Source organism: Hymenobacter yonginensis (assembly GCF_027625995.1).
GTDB classification, from domain to species: Bacteria; Bacteroidota; Bacteroidia; order Cytophagales; family Hymenobacteraceae; genus Hymenobacter; species Hymenobacter yonginensis.
The window spans coordinates 177,375-194,803 of the sequence record NZ_CP115396.1; the positions used below are offsets into that span (position 1 = coordinate 177,375).

The 17,429-nt window shown below is 61.7% G+C and carries 18 protein-coding genes and 1 pseudogene; 14 read left to right on the forward strand and 5 right to left on the reverse strand.

Translation table 11 applies throughout. The annotated features are described in order from the left end of the window. Positions 1–141: 141 nt before the first annotated feature. Both O9Z63_RS00810 and sucD read right to left on the reverse strand, forming a co-directional pair. Positions 142–1,272, reverse strand: a complete 1,131-nt coding sequence (locus O9Z63_RS00810; protein ID WP_270127354.1) for a hypothetical protein — start codon at positions 1,270–1,272, stop codon at positions 142–144. 111 nt (positions 1,273–1,383) lie between these two features. Beyond that, positions 1,384–2,265: a succinate--CoA ligase subunit alpha gene (gene sucD / locus O9Z63_RS00815; protein ID WP_190784834.1), complete on the reverse strand. Its 882-nt coding sequence runs from the start codon at positions 2,263–2,265 to the stop codon at positions 1,384–1,386. A gap of 367 nt (positions 2,266–2,632) precedes the next feature. On the opposite strand from sucD, the pseudogene O9Z63_RS00820 reads away from it, so the two are divergent. Together O9Z63_RS00820 and O9Z63_RS00825 are read left to right on the forward strand one after the other, a co-directional pair. Then, positions 2,633–3,607: pseudogene (locus tag O9Z63_RS00820) on the forward strand (PLP-dependent cysteine synthase family protein); the annotation flags it as partial. 59 nt (positions 3,608–3,666) lie between these two features. After that, positions 3,667–4,077 (forward strand): response regulator, encoded by a 411-nt coding sequence (locus O9Z63_RS00825; RefSeq protein WP_270127356.1) that lies wholly within the window; start codon positions 3,667–3,669, stop codon positions 4,075–4,077. A 152-nt stretch (positions 4,078–4,229) separates the two neighbouring features. On the opposite strand, the gene ade is transcribed toward O9Z63_RS00825, so the two are convergent. Further along, the gene (gene ade, locus O9Z63_RS00830) at positions 4,230–5,897 is read right to left on the reverse strand and encodes an adenine deaminase (protein ID WP_270127357.1); all 1,668 of its coding nucleotides are present in this window, start codon (positions 5,895–5,897) and stop codon (positions 4,230–4,232) included. Between the two features lie 270 nt (positions 5,898–6,167). Here ade and O9Z63_RS00835 point away from each other — a divergent pair, with 270 nt between their 5' ends. From O9Z63_RS00835 to O9Z63_RS00860, 6 genes are all read left to right on the forward strand, one after another. Continuing rightward, on the forward strand, positions 6,168–6,830 hold the full coding sequence (locus O9Z63_RS00835; protein ID WP_270127359.1) for a hypothetical protein: 663 nt from the start codon (positions 6,168–6,170) through the stop codon (positions 6,828–6,830). A 102-nt stretch (positions 6,831–6,932) separates the two neighbouring features. After that, entirely contained in the window at positions 6,933–7,334 is a 402-nt protein-coding gene (locus O9Z63_RS00840) for a hypothetical protein (RefSeq protein ID WP_044014126.1), read from the forward strand. 38 nt (positions 7,335–7,372) lie between these two features. Beyond that, positions 7,373–8,101: a (d)CMP kinase gene (cmk, locus tag O9Z63_RS00845; protein ID WP_052381196.1), complete on the forward strand. Its 729-nt coding sequence runs from the start codon at positions 7,373–7,375 to the stop codon at positions 8,099–8,101. 147 nt (positions 8,102–8,248) lie between these two features. Further along, complete coding sequence (locus O9Z63_RS00850) at positions 8,249–9,133, forward strand: 4-hydroxy-3-methylbut-2-enyl diphosphate reductase (RefSeq protein WP_044014124.1); 885 nt, start codon at positions 8,249–8,251, stop codon at positions 9,131–9,133. Between the two features lie 235 nt (positions 9,134–9,368). Continuing rightward, positions 9,369–9,923: a DUF502 domain-containing protein gene (locus O9Z63_RS00855; protein ID WP_044014122.1), complete on the forward strand. Its 555-nt coding sequence runs from the start codon at positions 9,369–9,371 to the stop codon at positions 9,921–9,923. A gap of 66 nt (positions 9,924–9,989) precedes the next feature. Continuing rightward, positions 9,990–10,781, forward strand: a complete 792-nt coding sequence (locus tag O9Z63_RS00860) for an alpha/beta fold hydrolase (protein ID WP_270127360.1) — start codon at positions 9,990–9,992, stop codon at positions 10,779–10,781. Between the two features lie 15 nt (positions 10,782–10,796). Here the strand turns inward: O9Z63_RS00860 and O9Z63_RS00865 are convergent, their stop codons facing one another. Together O9Z63_RS00865 and O9Z63_RS00870 are read right to left on the reverse strand one after the other, a co-directional pair. After that, positions 10,797–11,246 carry a DoxX family protein gene (locus O9Z63_RS00865; protein ID WP_270127361.1) on the reverse strand — a complete coding sequence of 150 codons (450 nt, stop codon included), beginning with the start codon at positions 11,244–11,246 and terminating at the stop codon, positions 10,797–10,799. Positions 11,247–11,345: 99 nt separating this feature from the next. Further along, positions 11,346–11,930: an O-acetyl-ADP-ribose deacetylase gene (locus O9Z63_RS00870; protein WP_270127362.1), complete on the reverse strand. Its 585-nt coding sequence runs from the start codon at positions 11,928–11,930 to the stop codon at positions 11,346–11,348. 166 nt (positions 11,931–12,096) lie between these two features. On the opposite strand from O9Z63_RS00870, the gene O9Z63_RS00875 reads away from it, so the two are divergent. The 6 genes from O9Z63_RS00875 to O9Z63_RS00900 all read left to right on the forward strand — a co-directional run bounded on the left by O9Z63_RS00875 (position 12,097) and on the right by O9Z63_RS00900 (position 17,406). After that, a complete protein-coding gene (locus tag O9Z63_RS00875; protein ID WP_270127363.1) occupies positions 12,097–12,387 on the forward strand; it encodes a 2TM domain-containing protein in 291 nt (96 codons plus the stop codon). Positions 12,388–12,522: 135 nt separating this feature from the next. Then, complete coding sequence (locus tag O9Z63_RS00880) at positions 12,523–13,632, forward strand: PQQ-dependent sugar dehydrogenase (RefSeq protein WP_270127364.1); 1,110 nt, start codon at positions 12,523–12,525, stop codon at positions 13,630–13,632. Positions 13,633–13,759: 127 nt separating this feature from the next. Then, the gene (locus O9Z63_RS00885; RefSeq protein ID WP_044014113.1) at positions 13,760–14,236 is read left to right on the forward strand and encodes an ATP-dependent zinc protease family protein; all 477 of its coding nucleotides are present in this window, start codon (positions 13,760–13,762) and stop codon (positions 14,234–14,236) included. A gap of 59 nt (positions 14,237–14,295) precedes the next feature. Beyond that, positions 14,296–15,240 (forward strand): 30S ribosomal protein S6--L-glutamate ligase, encoded by a 945-nt coding sequence (gene rimK / locus O9Z63_RS00890; RefSeq protein WP_270127366.1) that lies wholly within the window; start codon positions 14,296–14,298, stop codon positions 15,238–15,240. Positions 15,241–15,502: 262 nt separating this feature from the next. After that, positions 15,503–16,573: a succinylglutamate desuccinylase/aspartoacylase family protein gene (locus O9Z63_RS00895; protein ID WP_270127367.1), complete on the forward strand. Its 1,071-nt coding sequence runs from the start codon at positions 15,503–15,505 to the stop codon at positions 16,571–16,573. A gap of 185 nt (positions 16,574–16,758) precedes the next feature. Further along, on the forward strand, positions 16,759–17,406 hold the full coding sequence (locus O9Z63_RS00900; protein WP_270127368.1) for an OmpH family outer membrane protein: 648 nt from the start codon (positions 16,759–16,761) through the stop codon (positions 17,404–17,406). Positions 17,407–17,429: the final 23 nt, after the last annotated feature.

The window sequence follows — 17,429 nt, forward strand, 5'->3', positions numbered from 1 at the left end:
GATCCAGCGAGCAGCAATTTCAGCCTCATCCCCCGCAAATACGTGAAGGCCGCCAACTCCGTGTTCCAGCTGGGCATCGTGGTGAACGTGGGCGGGCAGAGCGGGGGGAAATGAGTGGGCCGCAAATACTCAAACGGACGATTAGCGGTTTTCGAAGAATGCACTCAAAGGCCGCTTGAACAAGCCACTCGTCGTGCTCAGGTACACAGTGTCGCCGAGTTGAGCCAGGTCTGTGAAGTCGGCCCGGTTCAGGCCGTCGTTCTTCAGCTCCCTTACGCGCGGCGTGTTGCCCTGCCAGCGAAGCGTGTATAAGCTGTTGTTATCGATACCGTGCGTGATACCCACGATACTGTCGCCGACTGCGTGAAAGGTGCTGAGCACGAAGTAATTGGGAATACCAGTGCGTAGCTGCCAGGTTTGTGCGTCATCCGACGAGGTGAACACCCCGTTTTGCCCGGAATTGTTGATGGCGTACAGCACACCCTTGTGCTTGTAGAAGGAAGTAATGGCCGTGTTTGGCGACGTCAGAACCTGCTGGACCTGGCCGCTTTCACTGATTTTATACAAGCCATACGAAATGACGTTGACCAGAAAATAGTCGTCAACGGCCTCAATGGTATACGGCAGGGCCTGCGGAAGGGGTATGGTCAGAGTGCGTGAGCTGACGGTCACGGGGCCCGTTGGTACGCCCGACTCTAAGCTTAGGCGGCTCAGCACAAAGTGCAAGGCCTGGTCGCTGGGCGCTACCGAGTAGCCGACCAGCGAAATGTTGTTCGTGGTAATTGCGCCCAGCGCAAAATAGGGACTCGCCCGATTGTTGACGAACCTCATCGCCGTCGGATCGAGGCGGCGCAGGCTGATGTCGGCAGGCAGGTTATCGGGTGGGATGTGGGTAGTCGGGAAGGCCCGCAGAGTAATGTTGTCCTCGCCAACTGGCTTCAGGTAGAACCGCCCATTCATTGGAATGCGATTGGTGAGGTCATACGGTAACGGCTGGAGTGGCTGCCTGACCGCCGAGTAATAGCCCGGCCGGTTGGGTTGCGTTGCGCCGGGTAGGGGCATGAGCCGCCCCAGATACCCTAACTGCTGCAGATACAGTGAGGCCTCATCCTGAGTTATCTGAACGATGTTCTTCTGGCTGCCGGCAAGCTGCTTCACCTCCGCCCAGCTGTATGCTTTTTCCTGCACCACAACCTTCTCGACTTCTTTGGTGCAGGCAACGGTTGTCAGCAGGCTGATAGCTGACAAGACTTTCTCAATAGTGATGCGCATAGTGAAGTTTAAGGGGTATACAATCTGCCAAATTAAAGAAACAAATCATCAAAAAAAGAGCCCTGGCTTGTGCCAAGGCTCTTTTTTATAAAATCAGCTGTCGGTAATCGACTACTTGCCGCCCAGTACGCGCAGCATGGTGTCGCCGATTTCGGCAGGCGAATCCACCACGTGGATGCCGCACTCACGCATGATGGCCATTTTGGCAGCCGCTGTGTCGTCGGCACCGCCTACGATGGCACCGGCGTGGCCCATGCGGCGACCGGGAGGCGCGGTCTGGCCGGCAATGAAGCCTACTACGGGCTTCTTGTTGCCGGTTTCCTTGATCCAGCGAGCAGCTTCGGCTTCCATGCCGCCGCCGATTTCGCCGATCATCACGATGCCTTCAGTTTCGGGGTCGTTCATGAGCAGCTCAACCGCTTCTTTGGTGGTGGTGCCGATGATGGGGTCGCCGCCAATGCCGATGGCCGTGGTCTGGCCCAGGCCGGCTTTGGTGAGCTGGTCAACCGCTTCGTAGGTCAGGGTACCCGACTTGGAAACGATGCCGATTTTGCCTTTCGTGAAGATGAAGCCGGGCATGATGCCCACTTTGCACTCGCCGGCGGTCATCACGCCGGGGCAGTTCGGCCCGATCATGCGCAGACCTTCGCGGCCTTTCAGGTATTCCTTCACAGCAATCATGTCCTTGGTCGGGATGCCTTCGGTGATGGTGACAATCACTTTAATGCCCGCGTCGGCCGCTTCCATAATAGCGTCGGCAGCGAAAGCCGGGGGCACGAAGATGATGCTGGTGTCGGCGCCGGCCTGCTCTACGGCTTCGGCCACGGTGTTGAACACGGGACGGTCGAGGTGCATGGTGCCGCCTTTGCCGGGCGTTACGCCGCCTACCACGTTGGTGCCGTACTCAATCATCTGCTGCGCGTGGAACGAGCCTTCAGAGCCGGTAAAGCCCTGCACAATCACTTTAGAATCCTTGTTTACCAGAACACTCATTAGTAGAGGGAGTTAGAGGAGCTATTCGGTTGAGGGTGGGGTATTGGGTGGCCCATAAGGCAACCGGTGTGCAAAAGTAGCCTTTTTTAAGGCCGGGGCAAGGTGGTGGATGGGTGATTTGGCGGAGTGGTGGGGTGGGAGTGGTGCCACGAGTTGCCGAAGGCCTCGTGGTACCACTATCGTGGAACAGGACGCACCAGCAGCAGCAACGATAGTGGTACCACGACAAAAAAGTCGTGGTACCACTCCGGTCCTTGCCAACCCACCAACCCACCACTCTACTACTCCACCATCTTGCCCCGCCCGAAATCCGTACCTTTGCCCTCCGCTCTCCCCAAAATTCCCCTCTCACCTCTCACGCTCACCCATGTACCTGAATAACATCGTTGAGGCCATCGGCAACACGCCGCTGGTGAAGCTCAACCGCGTCGCCGACGGCATCAAAGGCACTGTCCTGGCCAAGGTGGAATACTTCAACCCCGGCAACTCGGTGAAAGACCGCATGGCCGTGAAAATGGTGGAAGATGCCGAGAAAGCCGGCCTGCTGAAGCCCGGCGGCACCATCATCGAAGGCACCAGCGGCAACACCGGCATGGGCCTGGCCCTGGCCGCCATTGCCAAAGGCTACAGCTGCATCTTCGTGATGAGCGACAAGCAAAGCAAGGAGAAGCAGGACATTCTGCGGGCCGTGGGCGCGCAGGTGGTGGTGTGCCCCGTAGATGTGGCCCCCGAAGATCCGCGCTCCTACTACTCGGTGGCCAAGCGCCTGAGCGAGGAAACGCCCAACTCGTTCTACCCCAATCAGTACGACAACATGTCGAACTCGGCGGCGCACTACGAGAGCACCGGCCCGGAACTGTGGAAACAGACCGAAGGCACCATCACGCACCTGGCCTGCGGCGTGGGCACGGGCGGCACCATCTGCGGCACGGCCAAGTACCTGAAGGAGCAGAACCCGGCCGTAGTGACCATCGGCCTGGATACCTACGGCTCGGTGTTCAAGAAATACAAGGAAACCGGCATCTTCGACGAAAACGAAATCTACCCGTACAAGACGGAAGGTATCGGCGAGGACATCCTGCCGAAAAACGTGGATTTCGACCTGATTGACCTCTTCATCAAGGTTACCGACCAGGATGCCGCCCTCATGACGCGCCGCCTGGCCAAGGAAGAAGGCCTGTTTGTGGGCTGGAGCTGCGGCTCGGCCGTGCACGGTGCCCTCGAGTACGCCCGCGAGCATCTGCAAGAAGGCGACACGATGGTGATTGTGCTGCCCGACCACGGCACGCGCTACCTCGGCAAAATCTACAACGACGACTGGATGCGTGCCCAGGGCTGGCTGTAAGGCTGCTTTGGGGCTGCATGGCCTGTTTTGTTAGTTCACTTTCCTGATTTCCGGCCATGCCAAAAAAGCTGCGTAGTGTGGTGTTGATTGACGACAACGAAACCACCATTTTCCTGAACAACCGTCTGCTGACCCGGCTGGAGGTGGCCGACAACGTCCTGACGTTTTCCCGCGCCGAACAAGCGTTTGACGCCCTCTGGGGGACGGAGACGACCGGCGCTCCTGCCCACGGCGTGCCCGAGCTGGTGTTTGTGGATCTGAAGATGCCCGGCATGGACGGCTTCGAGTTTCTGCAACGCTTCAACGAGCTGCCCGAACCCGTGCGCCAGCAAACTGTCCTTACCGTGCTGACCACCTCCATGCACGCCGCCGACACCGCCCGCGTGGCCCAGTACCCCAACATCGAGTACCTCTCGAAGCCCCTGACGGAAGAAAAGATGAGCAAGCTGCTGCAAAAGCGGTTTTAACCTCACCCCCTAGCCCCTCTCCTTGAGGAGAGGGGGGGACTAGACTTAGTAAAAAACAGAAAAGCCCACCGAAATGTCCGGTGGGCTTTTTTTAGGCTAGATTTTTAGAGTTGGTTTGCCCTCTCTTTTGGAGAGGGGGCTAGGGGGCGAGGTCACACCACGGCTTCCACAAACCGGAAGGCCTCGCCGTCGAACAGGCCTTTGTCGGATAGCTTGAGGCTGGGAATCACCAGCAGCGCCATAAACGACAGCGTCATGAACGGCGCCCCCAGCGGCGAGCCAAGCTCCCGCGACAGCGCGTCGATGGCGGCGTAGTCGGCGGCCACGCGGTAGCCGTCCTGGCCCGACATGAGGCCGGCCACGGGCAGCGGCAGCAGCAATTCCTCGCCGTCGGCGCCCACAGCGGCCAGGCCGCCTTTGGCTTCCATCACCAGGTTCACGGCCCGGGCAATGCTCTCGTCGTCGCAGCCTACGGCCGTGATGTTGTGCGAGTCGTGGCCTACGCTGCTGGCCAGAGCGCCGCGCTTCAGGCCAAAGCCCTGGATGAAGGCCACGGCCGGCGGCGCGGCGTGGTAGCGGTTCACTACGGTCAGCTTCAGGATGCCTTGCGCCACGTCGGGCACTACTAAGCCGTTTTCCACCCGGGCCGGCACATCGTGGCGGGCCGTGATGAGCTGACCGTCAAAGCACTCGATAACGCGGATTTCGTTTTTCGTTTCTGGTTGTTCGGGGTTCGGGGCGGGGAGCTGGAACTCGGCGGCCGCAACGGGGCGGGCGTGGAAGTTGTTGACTTCGCGGCCGGGCACCGAGGCAATGCGGGTCTGGCCGTTTTCGGCCACCAGCTCGCCGTTGAGGTAGGTCTGGCGCACCTGGAAGTCCGTCAGGTCGTCCACCACGATGAAGTCGGCGGGGTCGCCTTCGCGCAGCAAGCCCACAGGCAGGCGGTAGTGCTCCACGGGGTTCAGGCAGGCTACGCGCAGCACCTTCAGTACGTCGTGGCCCAGGGCCACGGCTCGCTGCACCAGCTGGTTGATGTGGCCCAGCACCAGCGTGTCGGGGTGCTTGTCGTCGGAGCAGAACATCAGGTGCTCGTAATGCTCGGGCAGCAGCTCAATCAGGGCGTCGAAGTTGCGGGCCGCCGAGCCCTCCCGAATTAGAATCTTCATGCCCACGGCCAGCTTGTCGAGAGCTTCTGCGGCGGTGAAGCACTCGTGGTCGGTGCTGATGCCAGCCGAGGCGTACTGGGCGGCATCGGCCCCGCGCAGGCCGGGCGCGTGGCCGTCCACGGGGCGGTTGTAGCGTTGGGCCAGTTGGATTTTCTCCATCACGCCGGCGTCGCGGCCGAGCACGCCGGGCCAGTTCATCATTTCGGCCAGGTAGCCGATTTCGGGGTTCTGAAACAGCTGCTCGATGTCCTGGGCCGTGATTTCGGCGCCGGCCGTTTCAAACGGCGTAGCGGGCACGCATGAGGGCGCCCCGAAGCAGAATTTGAACGGCACCTGCCGGCCGCTTTCCAGCATAAACTCCACGCCCGCCACGCCCAGCACGTTGCCGATTTCGTGCGGGTCGGAGACGGTGGCCACGGTGCCGTGCACCACGGCCAGCCGGGCAAACTCCGCCGGAATCAGCAGGGAGCTTTCCACGTGCACGTGGGCATCCACAAAGCCGGGCAGGGCGTAGGGCAGGGCAGGGTCGGGGGCCGGGGCGCCGGTGGGGCTGATGGACCGGATGCGGCCGTCGGCAATGTGCAGAGTGGCCGGGGCTATGGTATTGGCAAACAGGTCGATGACGTTGGCCGTGAGCTGAAAATCGGCGGGCATGGGGCAGAATCGAAACGTGGGGAAAGTTGCAGGTAAGCCAAGGCGAACGGGTAAAGAACCGTATATTTGCCCAAAATCTGCGCCGGTGAGAAAGATTGTGACTTTGCTGATGGCCACCCTCGTGCTGGGTTCGGGCCTTGCTGCCACGGGCTGCGCGAGTCGCACCCCGCAGCAAAAGAAGACCTCCGCCTTCAAGCGCAAAGCCAAATTTGGCAAGGTGCCCTGCCCCTGTGACAGCCACTAACCATGGCTTGCCAACCACTCTCCCTCATGCACACGAATTATCGTTGGTCGGTAGCTATTCTTGTATTGCTACTTAGTGGGCTAAATATGGCGGCAGTTCCCTGCCAGGGCCAGTTTATTCCGATAACTCCACTGCTTGGCGCTGCTAACATGGCGCGCCGGGGTACTAATCCTTACTTCGAAAGAGGAAATTACCAGCTCGCTGATGGCACCTGGCAGCGCGCCAGACTGCTACTCGAACAGGACCGCCTGATTGTGATGTCAGTCGATAAGAAAGACGATAGTCGCCAGGAGTTTCCTGCTGAGCAGGTTCGATTGTATACCGTCGATACGGATACGTTTCGTGTGGTTCAGGCCATTGTGCTACCAAAAGACGTTGGGACAGTTCCGGCGGGTTTCGTTCGGCAGCTTTATCGGGGCGGCGGGTTTTTTCTGGGAGACTATATGTATTTCCGCAGTAATACCATGGTAGCGCACCAGTACACTGTCCTGCAGCCTGCTGGTATGCAGCCGGTGGTATTGCCAACTAGGCTGCAGGAGTTTCGGAAAGTGATGCTTACCTACGTCGGCGACCATCCGCTATTAGCCAAACAGCTAGCCAAAGGCACATTGGGGCCAGCGGATACCAAGGCTATATTAGAGTCATATGTTCGCTGGCAGCAAAACAAGGTCGCCGCACCCAGCCAATAGTACTCATGTGGACCGCACTACTAGCATCAATGCTGCTTAATAGCCTGTTGACCACGCCGGCCGCCCGGGCGCAGCGTAGGCCCCTCAACCCGTTTCTTGCTGATGCCCGAACCTACGCCTAACCCACTTGCTTCCCTCACCGCTGCCGCCGAGGCCGTGCGCCGCCAGCTGCAGGCGCCTGCCTACGACGCCGACGCCGTGCAGCGCCTGGCCGAGTTCATTGAGCAGCAGCGCCCCAGCCTCACGGCTGCCACCCGCGAGGGCGTGGTAACGGCGCTGGGCTGCTTTCTGGGGCAATGCCTGGTGGAGACGTTTGGCGGCACCTGGGCCATGGGCCCCGATGGCACCACCGGCATCGGCATCCGGCAACACAGCTTTTTCAATCCCTTCTACCGCATTTCGCAGCAACTAGACAAGGGCCTGCCCGAGTCGGTGGCAGCGTTTTTTGCGGGCATACCCGAACGGCTGGCCTCCGCGCCCCGTCGTAAAAACTGGATTTCGTGAGTGCAGCCAGCCCCCAACCCGTGCCGAGAGAATCAGCCATGAGAAAAATCGTCATTGCCATCGACGGCTACTCTTCGTGCGGCAAAAGCACGACGGCCAAAGCCGTGGCCGCCGAGCTGGGCTACGCCTACATCGATACCGGCGCCATGTACCGGGCCGTTACGCTCTACCTGCTGGAGCAGGGCATTGCCTTCGACGACCTGCCGCGCGTGGAGCAGGCCCTGCACGAGCTGCACATCACCTTCAAGCGCAACCGCAAAACCGGCCGCAACGAGCTGTGCCTCGATGGCGCCATCCGGGAAGATGAAATCCGGCAGATGCGCATTTCCAACCTCGTGAGCGAGGTGTCGGGCATTCCGGCGGTGCGCCACGCCATGGTGGCCCAGCAGCAGCGCATGGCCCGCAAGCGCGGCGTGGTGATGGACGGCCGCGACATCGGCACCACCGTATTTCCGGATGCCGAGGTGAAGGTGTTTATGACCGCCGAGGTGCTGACCCGCGCCGAGCGCCGCCAGGAAGAGCTGGCCGCCAAGGGCGAGCAGGTGGCGGTGGAGGAAATCGTGGAAAATCTGCGCAAGCGCGACCACCTCGACTCCACCCGTACTGAAAGCCCCCTGCGCCGCGCCCCCGACGCCGTGCTGCTTGATACCACCCACATGATGATCGACGAGCAGGTGGATTTCGTGCTGGAGCGGGTGTCGGCTACACTGTTTGCGCTGGCCGTCGGGGCCGGCCCCGAACGGAATGGCAATGAAGTGGTTGTATAAGTCTAGTGCCTGGTTGTTAGTGCCTAGTGCTTAGGCACTAGAATTGTATCACTGCACTTTCATTCCGTTCGGGCTCCGACACTCCACCGAATTGTGGGGTGTTTCACAGCCTAAGCACTACGCACCACGCACTAAGCACCAATCTCCATGAACGTCACCATAGATAAAAATTCCGGCTATTGCTTTGGCGTCGAATTCGCCATTCAGATGGCGGAGGATGAGCTGGCCCACGACGAAACCCTGTATTGCCTGGGCGACATCGTGCACAACCGCATGGAGGTGGAACGCCTGCACGAGAAGGGCCTGCGCATCATCGACCGGGAGCAGCTGGAGCAGCTGCACGACTGCAAGGTGCTGATCCGGGCGCACGGCGAGCCGCCGGAAACCTACCAGCTGGCTCTGCGCAACAACATCGAGCTGATTGATGCCTCGTGCCCGGTGGTGCTGAAGCTGCAGAACCGCGTGAAGCACGCCTTCGATGCCAGCCAGCGCCAGAATGGCCAGATTGTCATCTACGGCCAGCCCGGCCACGCCGAAGTTGCCGGCCTGACGGGCCAGACCGGCAACCGTGCCATCATCGTCATGACCGAAGCCGACCTCGACCAGGTGGACTTCTCGCGCCCCGTGACGCTCTTCAGCCAGACCACTAAAAGCACGGCCGGCTTCTACCATATGAAAGCCGTGATGGAAGAGCGTATTCGGGCGGCCGGCGGCTCGCTGGAGTCGTTCGATGCCAACGACAGCATCTGCCGGCAGGTAAGCAACCGCGAGCCGGCGCTGGCCAAGTTTGCGGTGCTGCACGACGTCATCATCTTTGTGAGCGGCCGCAAAAGCTCCAACGGTAAGGCCCTGTTTTCGGTAGTCAACAAAACCAACCCACGCAGCTACTTCGTGGAAAACGAGCAGGAGCTGCTCGATGAGTGGTTCCAGGATGCCGAATCCGTAGGAATCTGCGGCGCCACCAGCACGCCCATGTGGCTGATGGAGCGCGTGAAAGACCGGATTGAGGAAGTAGCCGCCAGCGTGGCGTAGGCCCATGTAGCATAAGCTTCAGCCTGTGCTGTCTCGCGGCGGTGGCCGTTGCGCGCCGCTTCTCCTTCTTTGCAGGTGAAACACACCAACCTACCAGAAAAGCCCTCCGGCGTCAGTTTCCAAACCTGCTGCCGGAGGGCTTGGCGTTTTCAGCATCAGGAGGAAGAATAAGCTGCGCTACCCGCAACTGCAAGCGTCTGACGGCACAGGCTGAAGCCTATGCTACATTTGCGGCATGCGCAGACTGATCAACTACTTCCTCAACGGCTTCCTCATTGTGGCGCCCATCGGCCTCACGATGTACATTCTCTACTCGCTGCTGCGTTGGCTCAACGACCTGTTTGCGGGGCTGAGCTTCGACGTGCCGGGGCTGGGACTGGTGGTGGCGGTGCTGCTGATTACGGCCGTGGGCTTCGTGGCGAAGTCGTTTATGGTGCGGCCGTTTCTGGTGATTGCCGAGCGGATTCTGCACCGCACGCCGCTGGTGAGCATCATCTACTCCAGCCTCAAAGACCTGTTCGACGCCTTCGTCGGCGACAACCAGAAGTTCAACTGCCCGGTGCTGGTGCGCCTCAACGCCCAGGACAACGTGTTCAAGATGGGCTTCGTCACCCAGGACGACCTGGCCGCGCTGCACCGCCCCGATCTGGTGGCCGTGTACTTTCCACACTCCTACAACTTCTCCGGCGAGCTGGTGCTGGTGCCGCAGGCTAGCGTCACGCACCTAGACCTGCCCAGCTCCGATGCCATGAAGTTCATTGTGTCCGGCGGCGTGTCGCGGCTGGGGTAGGCGAGGGGCTCCGGGAACGGGGCCTGGTCGGATGCCGTACAGCCTAGCGCCATCTAGCTGCTGCCTATGCCCACCCGTCTGCACTTTCAGAAATTCGGCTCCGGCCCGCGGGTGGTGCTGGCGTTTCATGGCTACGGGCAAAGCAGCGGGCACTGGCGCACGCTGGCCCCAGTGCTGGGTCCAGATTTGACGGTGTATGCCTTCGACCTGTTCTACCACGGCCGCAGCCAGCTGCTGAAGGCCGATGCGCCCCTGAGCAAGCAGCGCCTCGGCGAGTTGCTGGAGGAGTTTCTGCAGGAAAACAGCATCGACACCTTTCACCTGCTAGCGTTCAGCATGGGCGCTAAGTTTGCCCTGACCCTGGCCGAACGGCAGCCGCAACGGGTGGAAGGTATCTGGCTGGTAGCACCCGACGGCCTGCAGCGGCAGTTCTGGTACGCGCTGGCCACCTATCCGCCGTGGATGCGCGGGGTGCTGGGGCGGGCCGTGCTGCGGCCGGAGCGGCTGCTGCGCTTTCTGGGGGCGCTGGGGCAGCGCCGGGTGGTGCCGCCCAACCTGGTGCACTTCGCTAAGTGGCAGCTCGACAGCCGCGAAAAGCGGCTGCGGGTGTACCGGAGCTGGGTGGGGTTCCGGCGCCTCACGTTCAACCTGCGCCAGCTGGCGCAGGTGCTGAACCGGCGCCCGACGCCCGTTACGTTCTTCCTGGGCCGCTACGACCTGGTGATTCCGCAGGCGGGCCTGGCGCGGTTTATCGGCTCGTTGCAGTCGGCGCGCACGGTGGTGCTGGAGGCCGGCCACGGCGGGCTGCTGGCGTACCTGGCCACCTATCTGCACCAGCACCCCGAAATGCGACTTTAAAGGAGCAGCAAGCTGCTACTTGGTCTGGCGGAACACTTTGTTGTCGACGGAGTACCGGCCTGGGCCCACAATCATGAACATGAGGCACAGCAGCAGTACCAGCAGTGAAGTCCACAGCTCGGTGTTGGCCAGGTTGAAGCCGTTCTGGGAGTTCACCAGCAGTACGGCGCCCAGCAGAATCGGGAGCTGGCACATGAGGGCGAGGCGGGTGAGGGTGCCGGTGGCAATCATTAGCCCACCCACAATGTGGAAAAAGCTCACGAATAGTGAGGTCTTTTTGAGGTCGGCCCAGGGCTGTTGCTGGCTGAGCAGGTAGTACACATCGGTGCTGTGGTCCAGAAACGACAGCCCTTTGATGAGCAGGAACACGCCCAGTAGCAGGCGGAGGGCATCCAGCCAAACGGGGTTGCCGGCACTGGTCCGGTCTGGGCGGGAGGCGGCAGAGAATTGGGGGGTGAGTTCCATGGCGGGATGGGATAGGAAGTGGAGCAGAGCCGGCGCGTGGCATTGCATGCACCTTCTTTCAAGATACACAATTCCTGCCACCAAATCACCTCTTAGTGCCTAGTTGGCAGGCAGTTGAAGTGCCTGCTGATAGAGCTGCTCGCTTTCCTGGTCGAATACCACAAACACCACTTCCTGCGGCCACGGGTGCTGCGCCAGAAATTCCCGCGCCTCCCGCACGGCAATGGCTGCCGCCGCCGGCTTGGGGTAGCCGTAGATGCCCGTGCTGATACCCGGAAACGCCACGCTGGCCAGCTGCCGGTCGGCGGCCAGCTGCAGGCTGTTGCGGTAGCAGCTGGCCAGCTGCTGCGGCTGCTGCTTGTGGCCGCCGTTCCAGACGGGCCCCACCGTGTGGATGACATACGGCGCCGGTAGCTGGCCGCCCGTAGTGATTACCGCCTCGCCGGTGGCCAAGCCTTTGCCGTAGTGGCCGGCCCGCAGCTGCCGGCACGCGTCCAGCAGGGCGGGGCCGGCAGCTCGGTGAATAGCCCCATCGACGCCCCCGCCGCCAAGAAGGCTGGAGTTGGCGGCATTCACGATGGCCGCGGTGTCGAGCCGGGTGATGTCGCCGCGGTAGAGCAGGAGGCGGCCGAAGCGGTGGGCAGTGGCGCGCCAGTCGGCGGCAGGGGAGGAGGAATGGGGCATAGGATGGTAGGCAGATGCGGCCGGTATGGCTGCGTGGCAAGCTAACAGCTCAGGGCCGGTTTCCGACGCTTCAGCTGGCGCTGATACCGCCTGGGCAATATTCGATTTTGTATATTGAAGAGAACCGGTACGTTTGAGCATCATCCAGCCAAAAAAACACTTTTCCATGGAAACCACCGACCGTGACCCCCAACTGTGGCGCATCGCAAAAGACCGCGCCAAATTCAAGTCGCACCTGCTCACTTACGTCGTTGTGAACCTGCTGCTCTGGTCCATCTGGGCCGTGACCGAGCACCACGACCACCGCGGTATTCCATGGCCGGTATGGCCCACCGTGTTCTGGGGATTTGGCGTGTTCATGAACGGCCTGGGCGTATACGGCGGCTTCGGCAAAGCCCAGCTTTCAGAGCGCGAGTACGAGAAGCTGGTGCGCCGGCAGCGCGAAGGCCGGTTGTAGAGTAATTGAGTAGCTGAGTAGACACGCTGAGTGCACATATACTCAGTTGCTCAATTGCTCAGGTACTCTACTAGGCAACCTTCGCGGCGGGCTGGGGGTTGTAGGCAGTATATGACAACGCGCCCCCTTCTCTCCATGCTGCTGCTTGCCCCGCTGGTGCTGGCGGCTTCCGCGCCCGGCCGCCCAGTGGCCCCGGCCGCCGCCGATGCCAACCTGAGCAAGATCAAGCTCCCGGCCGGCTTCACCATCAGCTACTTTGCCCAGGGCGTGAAAAGCGCCCGGGAGCTGGCCGTGGGCCCCGATGGCACCGTGTACGTGGGCACCAAGGACGACAAAGTGTACGCCTTGCCCGACCGCAACAAAGACGGCCGCGCCGATGAGGTAGTGACCATCGCCACTGGTCTGAACGCCCCCAACGGCGTGGCTGTGCGCAACGGCGCCCTCTACGTGGCCGAAATCAACCGGATTCTGCGCTACGACAACATTGCGGGCACGCTCCGGCAGAAGCCCAAGCCGGCCGTGGTGTATGGCCAGCTGCCCAACAAGGACTGGCACGGCTACCGCTACATTGCCTTCGGGCCCGATGGCAAGCTGTACGTGCCGGTGGGCGCGCCCTGCAACTCCTGCCTGCCCGAGGAGCCCATCTACGGCACCATCAACCGCCTCAACCCTGATGGCAGCGGCCTGGAAGTGTTTGCCCAGGGTGTGCGCAACACGGTCGGGTTCGACTGGAGCCCCCAGGACAAAGCCCTTTGGTTTACGGACAACGGCCGCGACATGCTCGGCGACAACCTGCCCGCCGACGAGCTGAACCGCGCCGCCAGCGCCGGCCTGCACTTCGGTTTCCCCTACTTCTTCGCCGGCGACGTGCCCGACCCGCAGCTCAGCAAAGGCCGCTCCGCCGACACCTACCAGAAACCCGCCCGCAAGCTGGGGCCGCACGTGGCGGCGCTGGGCATGAAGTTCTACACCGGCAAGCAGTTCCCGGCGCAATACCGCAACCAAATCCTGATTCCGGAGCACGGCTCCTGGAACCGCACCAGCAAGCTCGGCTACCGCATCACAATGGTGAAGCTGGATGCCAGCGGCAAGCAGGCCACCGGCTACGAAACCTTCGCCGAAGGCTGGCTGCAGGGCCAGAAAGCCTGGGGCCGCCCCGTGTGCCTACTGGTGCTGCCCGACGGCTCCCTACTCGTCAGCGACGACCAGAACGACGCCGTGTACCGCATCAGCTACAAAGGGTGATTGTAATAGCCCATCATGCAGAGCGGAGCGAAGCATCTCGTCAGTGTGGTAAAATTACTACGCTGGCGCGATGCTTCGTTCCGCTCTGCATGACGGGCTATTGAATGTTGGTAGTACATTTAAAGCCATGAAAAAGCTGCGTGTACCAAAGCGGGTAGTGGGCCGGCGCGAGCTGGTGGATTTTCCGCAGTTTCAGCTGTGGGGCGTGGAGGCCAAGGTGGACACCGGCGCTTACACCAGTGCCATCCACTGCTCCAACATTCATCTGGCTACCCGGCCCGACGGCCGCCAGTGCCTGCACGTGCAATTGCTGGACCCGTCGCACCCGAATTTCGACGGTACGCCCATGGAATTCACCGACTTCAGTCTGCGCGACATCAAAAGCTCCAACGGCGACGTGCAGGAACGCTACGTTATCCGGGCAGTTATGCGGATATTTGGCGAGGATTTCGACACCGAATTCTCGTTGTCCGACCGGTCCGATATGAAGTATCCCGTGCTGTTGGGCCGTTTGCTGCTACGCCACGGCCGCTTTGTGGTCGATGTGACGCGGCGCAATGTATCCTACCGCGCCCAGCAGGCCGCGCAATCGTCGCCGTCCTGAGCTGTGCGGCGCCTCCTCTTCCGAAGCTTCTGCTCCACTCCACTCTATTTTTTTGACTGATGAAACTGGCGATTCTGTCGCGTGAGCCGAAGCTATACTCCACCACGCGTCTCGTGGAGGCCGCCGTCGCGCGGGGCCACGAAGCCGTGGTGCTGGACCATCTGCACTGCAACCTGGTACTTGAAAAGGGCAAGCCCGGTATCATCTATCATGGCCAGAAGCTGGAAGGCTTCGACGCCATCATTCCGCGCATTGGGGCTTCGGTCACGTTTTATGGCTGCGCCGTGGTGCGGCAGTTTGAGATGATGAAAGTGCGCACGGCCGTGGAAAGCCAGGCCATAGTGCGCAGCCGCGATAAGCTCCGCTCCATGCAGATTCTGGCCCGCGCCGGCGTGGGCATGCCCAAAACCGCCTTCACCAACTACTCCGACGAAGTGCCGGCCATGATTGAGCAGGTAGGCGGCGCGCCGGTCATCATCAAGCTGCTGGAAGGCACCCAGGGCCTGGGCGTAGTGCTGGCTGAGTCGGCCAAGGCCGCGCAGTCGGTGATTGAGGCCTTCCACAACCTCAAGGCCCGCATCATCGTGCAGGAATTCATTGCCGAAAGCAAGGGCGCCGACCTGCGGGCCTTTGTGGTGAACGGCGAGGTAGTTGGGGCCATGAAGCGCCAGGGCAAAGATGGCGAGTTCCGCTCCAACCTGCATCGGGGCGGCTCGGGCACGCTCGTGAAGCTGAGCCGCGCCGAAAAAGCCGCCGCCCTGCTGGCCGCCAAGTCGCTAGGCCTGGGCATTGCGGGCGTGGATATGCTGCAAAGCAAGCGTGGACCTTTGGTGTTGGAAGTGAATTCGTCGCCGGGTCTGGAAGGCATCGAGAAGGCCACCGGCCTCGATATTGCCGGCAAAATAATCGAGTACACCGCGGAAATAGCGCAGAAGAAGAAAGCCAAAGCTGTGCCCAAGGCAGCCGTGGCCCAGCCCGACAGCCAGCCCGATACGCCGCAGTAGCCCGCCGCCGGAGTGGTGCTACGACTTTTTTTGTCGTAGTACCACTATCGTTGAACGAGACGTGCAGCCATCAGCAATCATAGTGGTACTACGACAAAAAAGTCGTAGCACCACGGCGCTGCTTCCCAAGTTTTCAGAAGTGACGCGGCAGTTTCTTATCTTCCTTCGCCATACCTGATTGGCGCTCCGGCCGGGTTGTGGCTGAAGCCGGGGTGGCGTCTGGCGCAAGCAGTGCGCCTGTATTTCTGTTTCTGACCTGCCCTTGACCCCAGCCTCCAACCCAGCCGCCATCTGCCTCAACGGCCTCACCATCCTGCCCGGTGAGCGGGTCCTGACGCGGCTGGTGATTTCGCGGCTGCCCTCAGGAACGGTCATCGACATTCCGGTGCACGTGTTCCGATCCACGGTGCCCGGCCCCACGGTGCTGCTGATGGCCGGCATGCACGGCGACGAGGTGAACGGCATCGAAATCATCCGGCGCCTGATCCGGCGCGACTTGCTGCACCCGCTGCGGGGCACCATCATTGCCATTCCCATCCTCAACATCTACGGGTTCCTGAACTTCTCGCGCGATGTGCCCGATGGCAAGGACGTGAACCGCAGCTTCCCCGGCAACCCGCGCGGCTCGCTGGCCAGCCGCGTGGCGCACCGCTTCATGCGCGAAATCATGCCCCTGATTGACTACGGCATCGATTTCCACACGGGCGGCGCGGCGCGTTCCAACATGCCCCAGATCCGGTGCCTGTTGCACGAAGACCCCGAAACCGACGCCATTGCCGCCGCGTTTGCCGCGCCCTTCACGCTGCACTCGGCGCTGCGGGCCGGCTCGCTGCGCGAAACGGCCATGCAGCTCGGCAAGCGCATCATCGTGTACGAAACCGGCGAGTCCTTGCGCCTCGACGAGTCGGGCATTGACCTGGCCATTGCGGGCACGTTTCGGGTGCTGCACTATCTGGGCATGGTGGCCGATGCTTCGCGGCCCGAGCACCCGGCCATCGTGTGCTTGCGCCATACGTGGCTGCGGGCCAAGTTTGCGGGCCTGTTCCGCAGCCACGTCCGCAACGGCGACTACATCGAGAAGGGCCAGATTTACGGCTCCGTGGCCGACCCCTACGGCGAGCACGCCGTGCGCCTGGAGGCGCCGGTAGCGGGCTACATCATCGGCCTCAACCACATGCCCGTCGTCAACCAGGGCGACGCGCTGGTGCACGTCGGCCGCCTCGATGCCGCCCCCAGCCGCATCGACCTGGCCCCGCCCTACGAGGAAAAGCCCATGAAGCCCCTCGAACACGAGCCCGAAGACCACGACGACGACGAGCCCGAAGCCCCGTAACCGTGGCCCGGACTTCAGTCCGTAGCCCAACGCGGCCACGCCACGCGCCGGGCCAACTGAAGTTCCAGCCTGCTGCTGTCCGCAACCTGAGGGGCCGGGCATCAATAGTATCGGCAGACCTTCGTTTCTTTGGGACGCAGATTGCCCGTGCCGGGTGGTTGTCGACTTCTCTCCTTATTGTTCGAATGAAAAACTCTCTTCAACTAGCCATCAATGCCGTCCTGGTTGTTGCGGTGGCGGTGCTGTTCTACCTGCATTTCTCCAACAAGCCGTCTGCCACGGCAGCCCGCAAAGCGCCCGTAGTGGTGCAAACCACCGACTCGACGGGCGCCACCACCGAAACCACCGTGGCCGCCGAAGACCCCGCCGTGGCCCTCGCCGACACCAACAAGGTGGCCTACGTGGAATCGGGCAAGCTGCTCGACGGCTACAAGGGCATGCAGGACGCCCGCAAGGCCTTCGAGGCCAAAGCCAAGCGCTGGGAAGCCCAGAACCAGACCATGGTGCAGAACTTTCAGTCGGCGGTGCAGCAGTACCAGAAGCAGGGTGAGAGCATGAGCCCCGAGCAGCGTGCCGCCACCGAGCAGAAGCTGGGCGCTCAGCAGCAGCAGGTTGGCCTCAGCCAGCAGAAGCTGCAGCAGCAGGCCCAGGAAGAAGAAGCCAAAATGACCCAGGCCGTGCTGGAGCGCGTGAACAAGCAGATCGAAAAATACGGCAAAGCCAACGGCTACCGCCTGATCCTGAGCGGCTCGCTGGCCTACGGCCGCAAAGACCTCGACATCACCCAGCCGGTGCTCAAATACCTCAACCAGGAGTATACGGCCAAGAAATAGCCTAGCCTCCCGGCTGCCGGTCT

Excerpts from the sequence above, each read along its gene's own strand:
- O9Z63_RS00870 (WP_270127362.1), bottom strand. The coding sequence starts at position 11,930 with ATGCCCCATTCCTCCTCCCCTGCCGCCGACTGGCGCGCCACTGCCCAC.
- O9Z63_RS00835 (WP_270127359.1), top strand. The coding sequence starts at position 6,168 with ATGCACACGAATTATCGTTGGTCGGTAGCTATTCTTGTATTGCTACTT.
- O9Z63_RS00840 (WP_044014126.1), top strand. The coding sequence starts at position 6,933 with ATGCCCGAACCTACGCCTAACCCACTTGCTTCCCTCACCGCTGCCGCC.
- O9Z63_RS00860 (WP_270127360.1), top strand. The coding sequence starts at position 9,990 with ATGCCCACCCGTCTGCACTTTCAGAAATTCGGCTCCGGCCCGCGGGTG.
- cmk (WP_052381196.1), top strand. The coding sequence starts at position 7,373 with ATGAGAAAAATCGTCATTGCCATCGACGGCTACTCTTCGTGCGGCAAA.
- O9Z63_RS00885 (WP_044014113.1), top strand. The coding sequence starts at position 13,760 with ATGAAAAAGCTGCGTGTACCAAAGCGGGTAGTGGGCCGGCGCGAGCTG.
- O9Z63_RS00850 (WP_044014124.1), top strand. The coding sequence starts at position 8,249 with ATGAACGTCACCATAGATAAAAATTCCGGCTATTGCTTTGGCGTCGAA.
- O9Z63_RS00810 (WP_270127354.1), bottom strand. The coding sequence starts at position 1,272 with ATGCGCATCACTATTGAGAAAGTCTTGTCAGCTATCAGCCTGCTGACA.
- sucD (WP_190784834.1), bottom strand. The coding sequence starts at position 2,265 with ATGAGTGTTCTGGTAAACAAGGATTCTAAAGTGATTGTGCAGGGCTTT.
- O9Z63_RS00880 (WP_270127364.1), top strand. The coding sequence starts at position 12,523 with ATGCTGCTGCTTGCCCCGCTGGTGCTGGCGGCTTCCGCGCCCGGCCGC.
- O9Z63_RS00865 (WP_270127361.1), bottom strand. The coding sequence starts at position 11,246 with ATGGAACTCACCCCCCAATTCTCTGCCGCCTCCCGCCCAGACCGGACC.
- ade (WP_270127357.1), bottom strand. The coding sequence starts at position 5,897 with ATGCCCGCCGATTTTCAGCTCACGGCCAACGTCATCGACCTGTTTGCC.
- O9Z63_RS00825 (WP_270127356.1), top strand. The coding sequence starts at position 3,667 with ATGCCAAAAAAGCTGCGTAGTGTGGTGTTGATTGACGACAACGAAACC.
- O9Z63_RS00875 (WP_270127363.1), top strand. The coding sequence starts at position 12,097 with ATGGAAACCACCGACCGTGACCCCCAACTGTGGCGCATCGCAAAAGAC.
- O9Z63_RS00855 (WP_044014122.1), top strand. The coding sequence starts at position 9,369 with ATGCGCAGACTGATCAACTACTTCCTCAACGGCTTCCTCATTGTGGCG.
- O9Z63_RS00900 (WP_270127368.1), top strand. The coding sequence starts at position 16,759 with ATGAAAAACTCTCTTCAACTAGCCATCAATGCCGTCCTGGTTGTTGCG.
- rimK (WP_270127366.1), top strand. The coding sequence starts at position 14,296 with ATGAAACTGGCGATTCTGTCGCGTGAGCCGAAGCTATACTCCACCACG.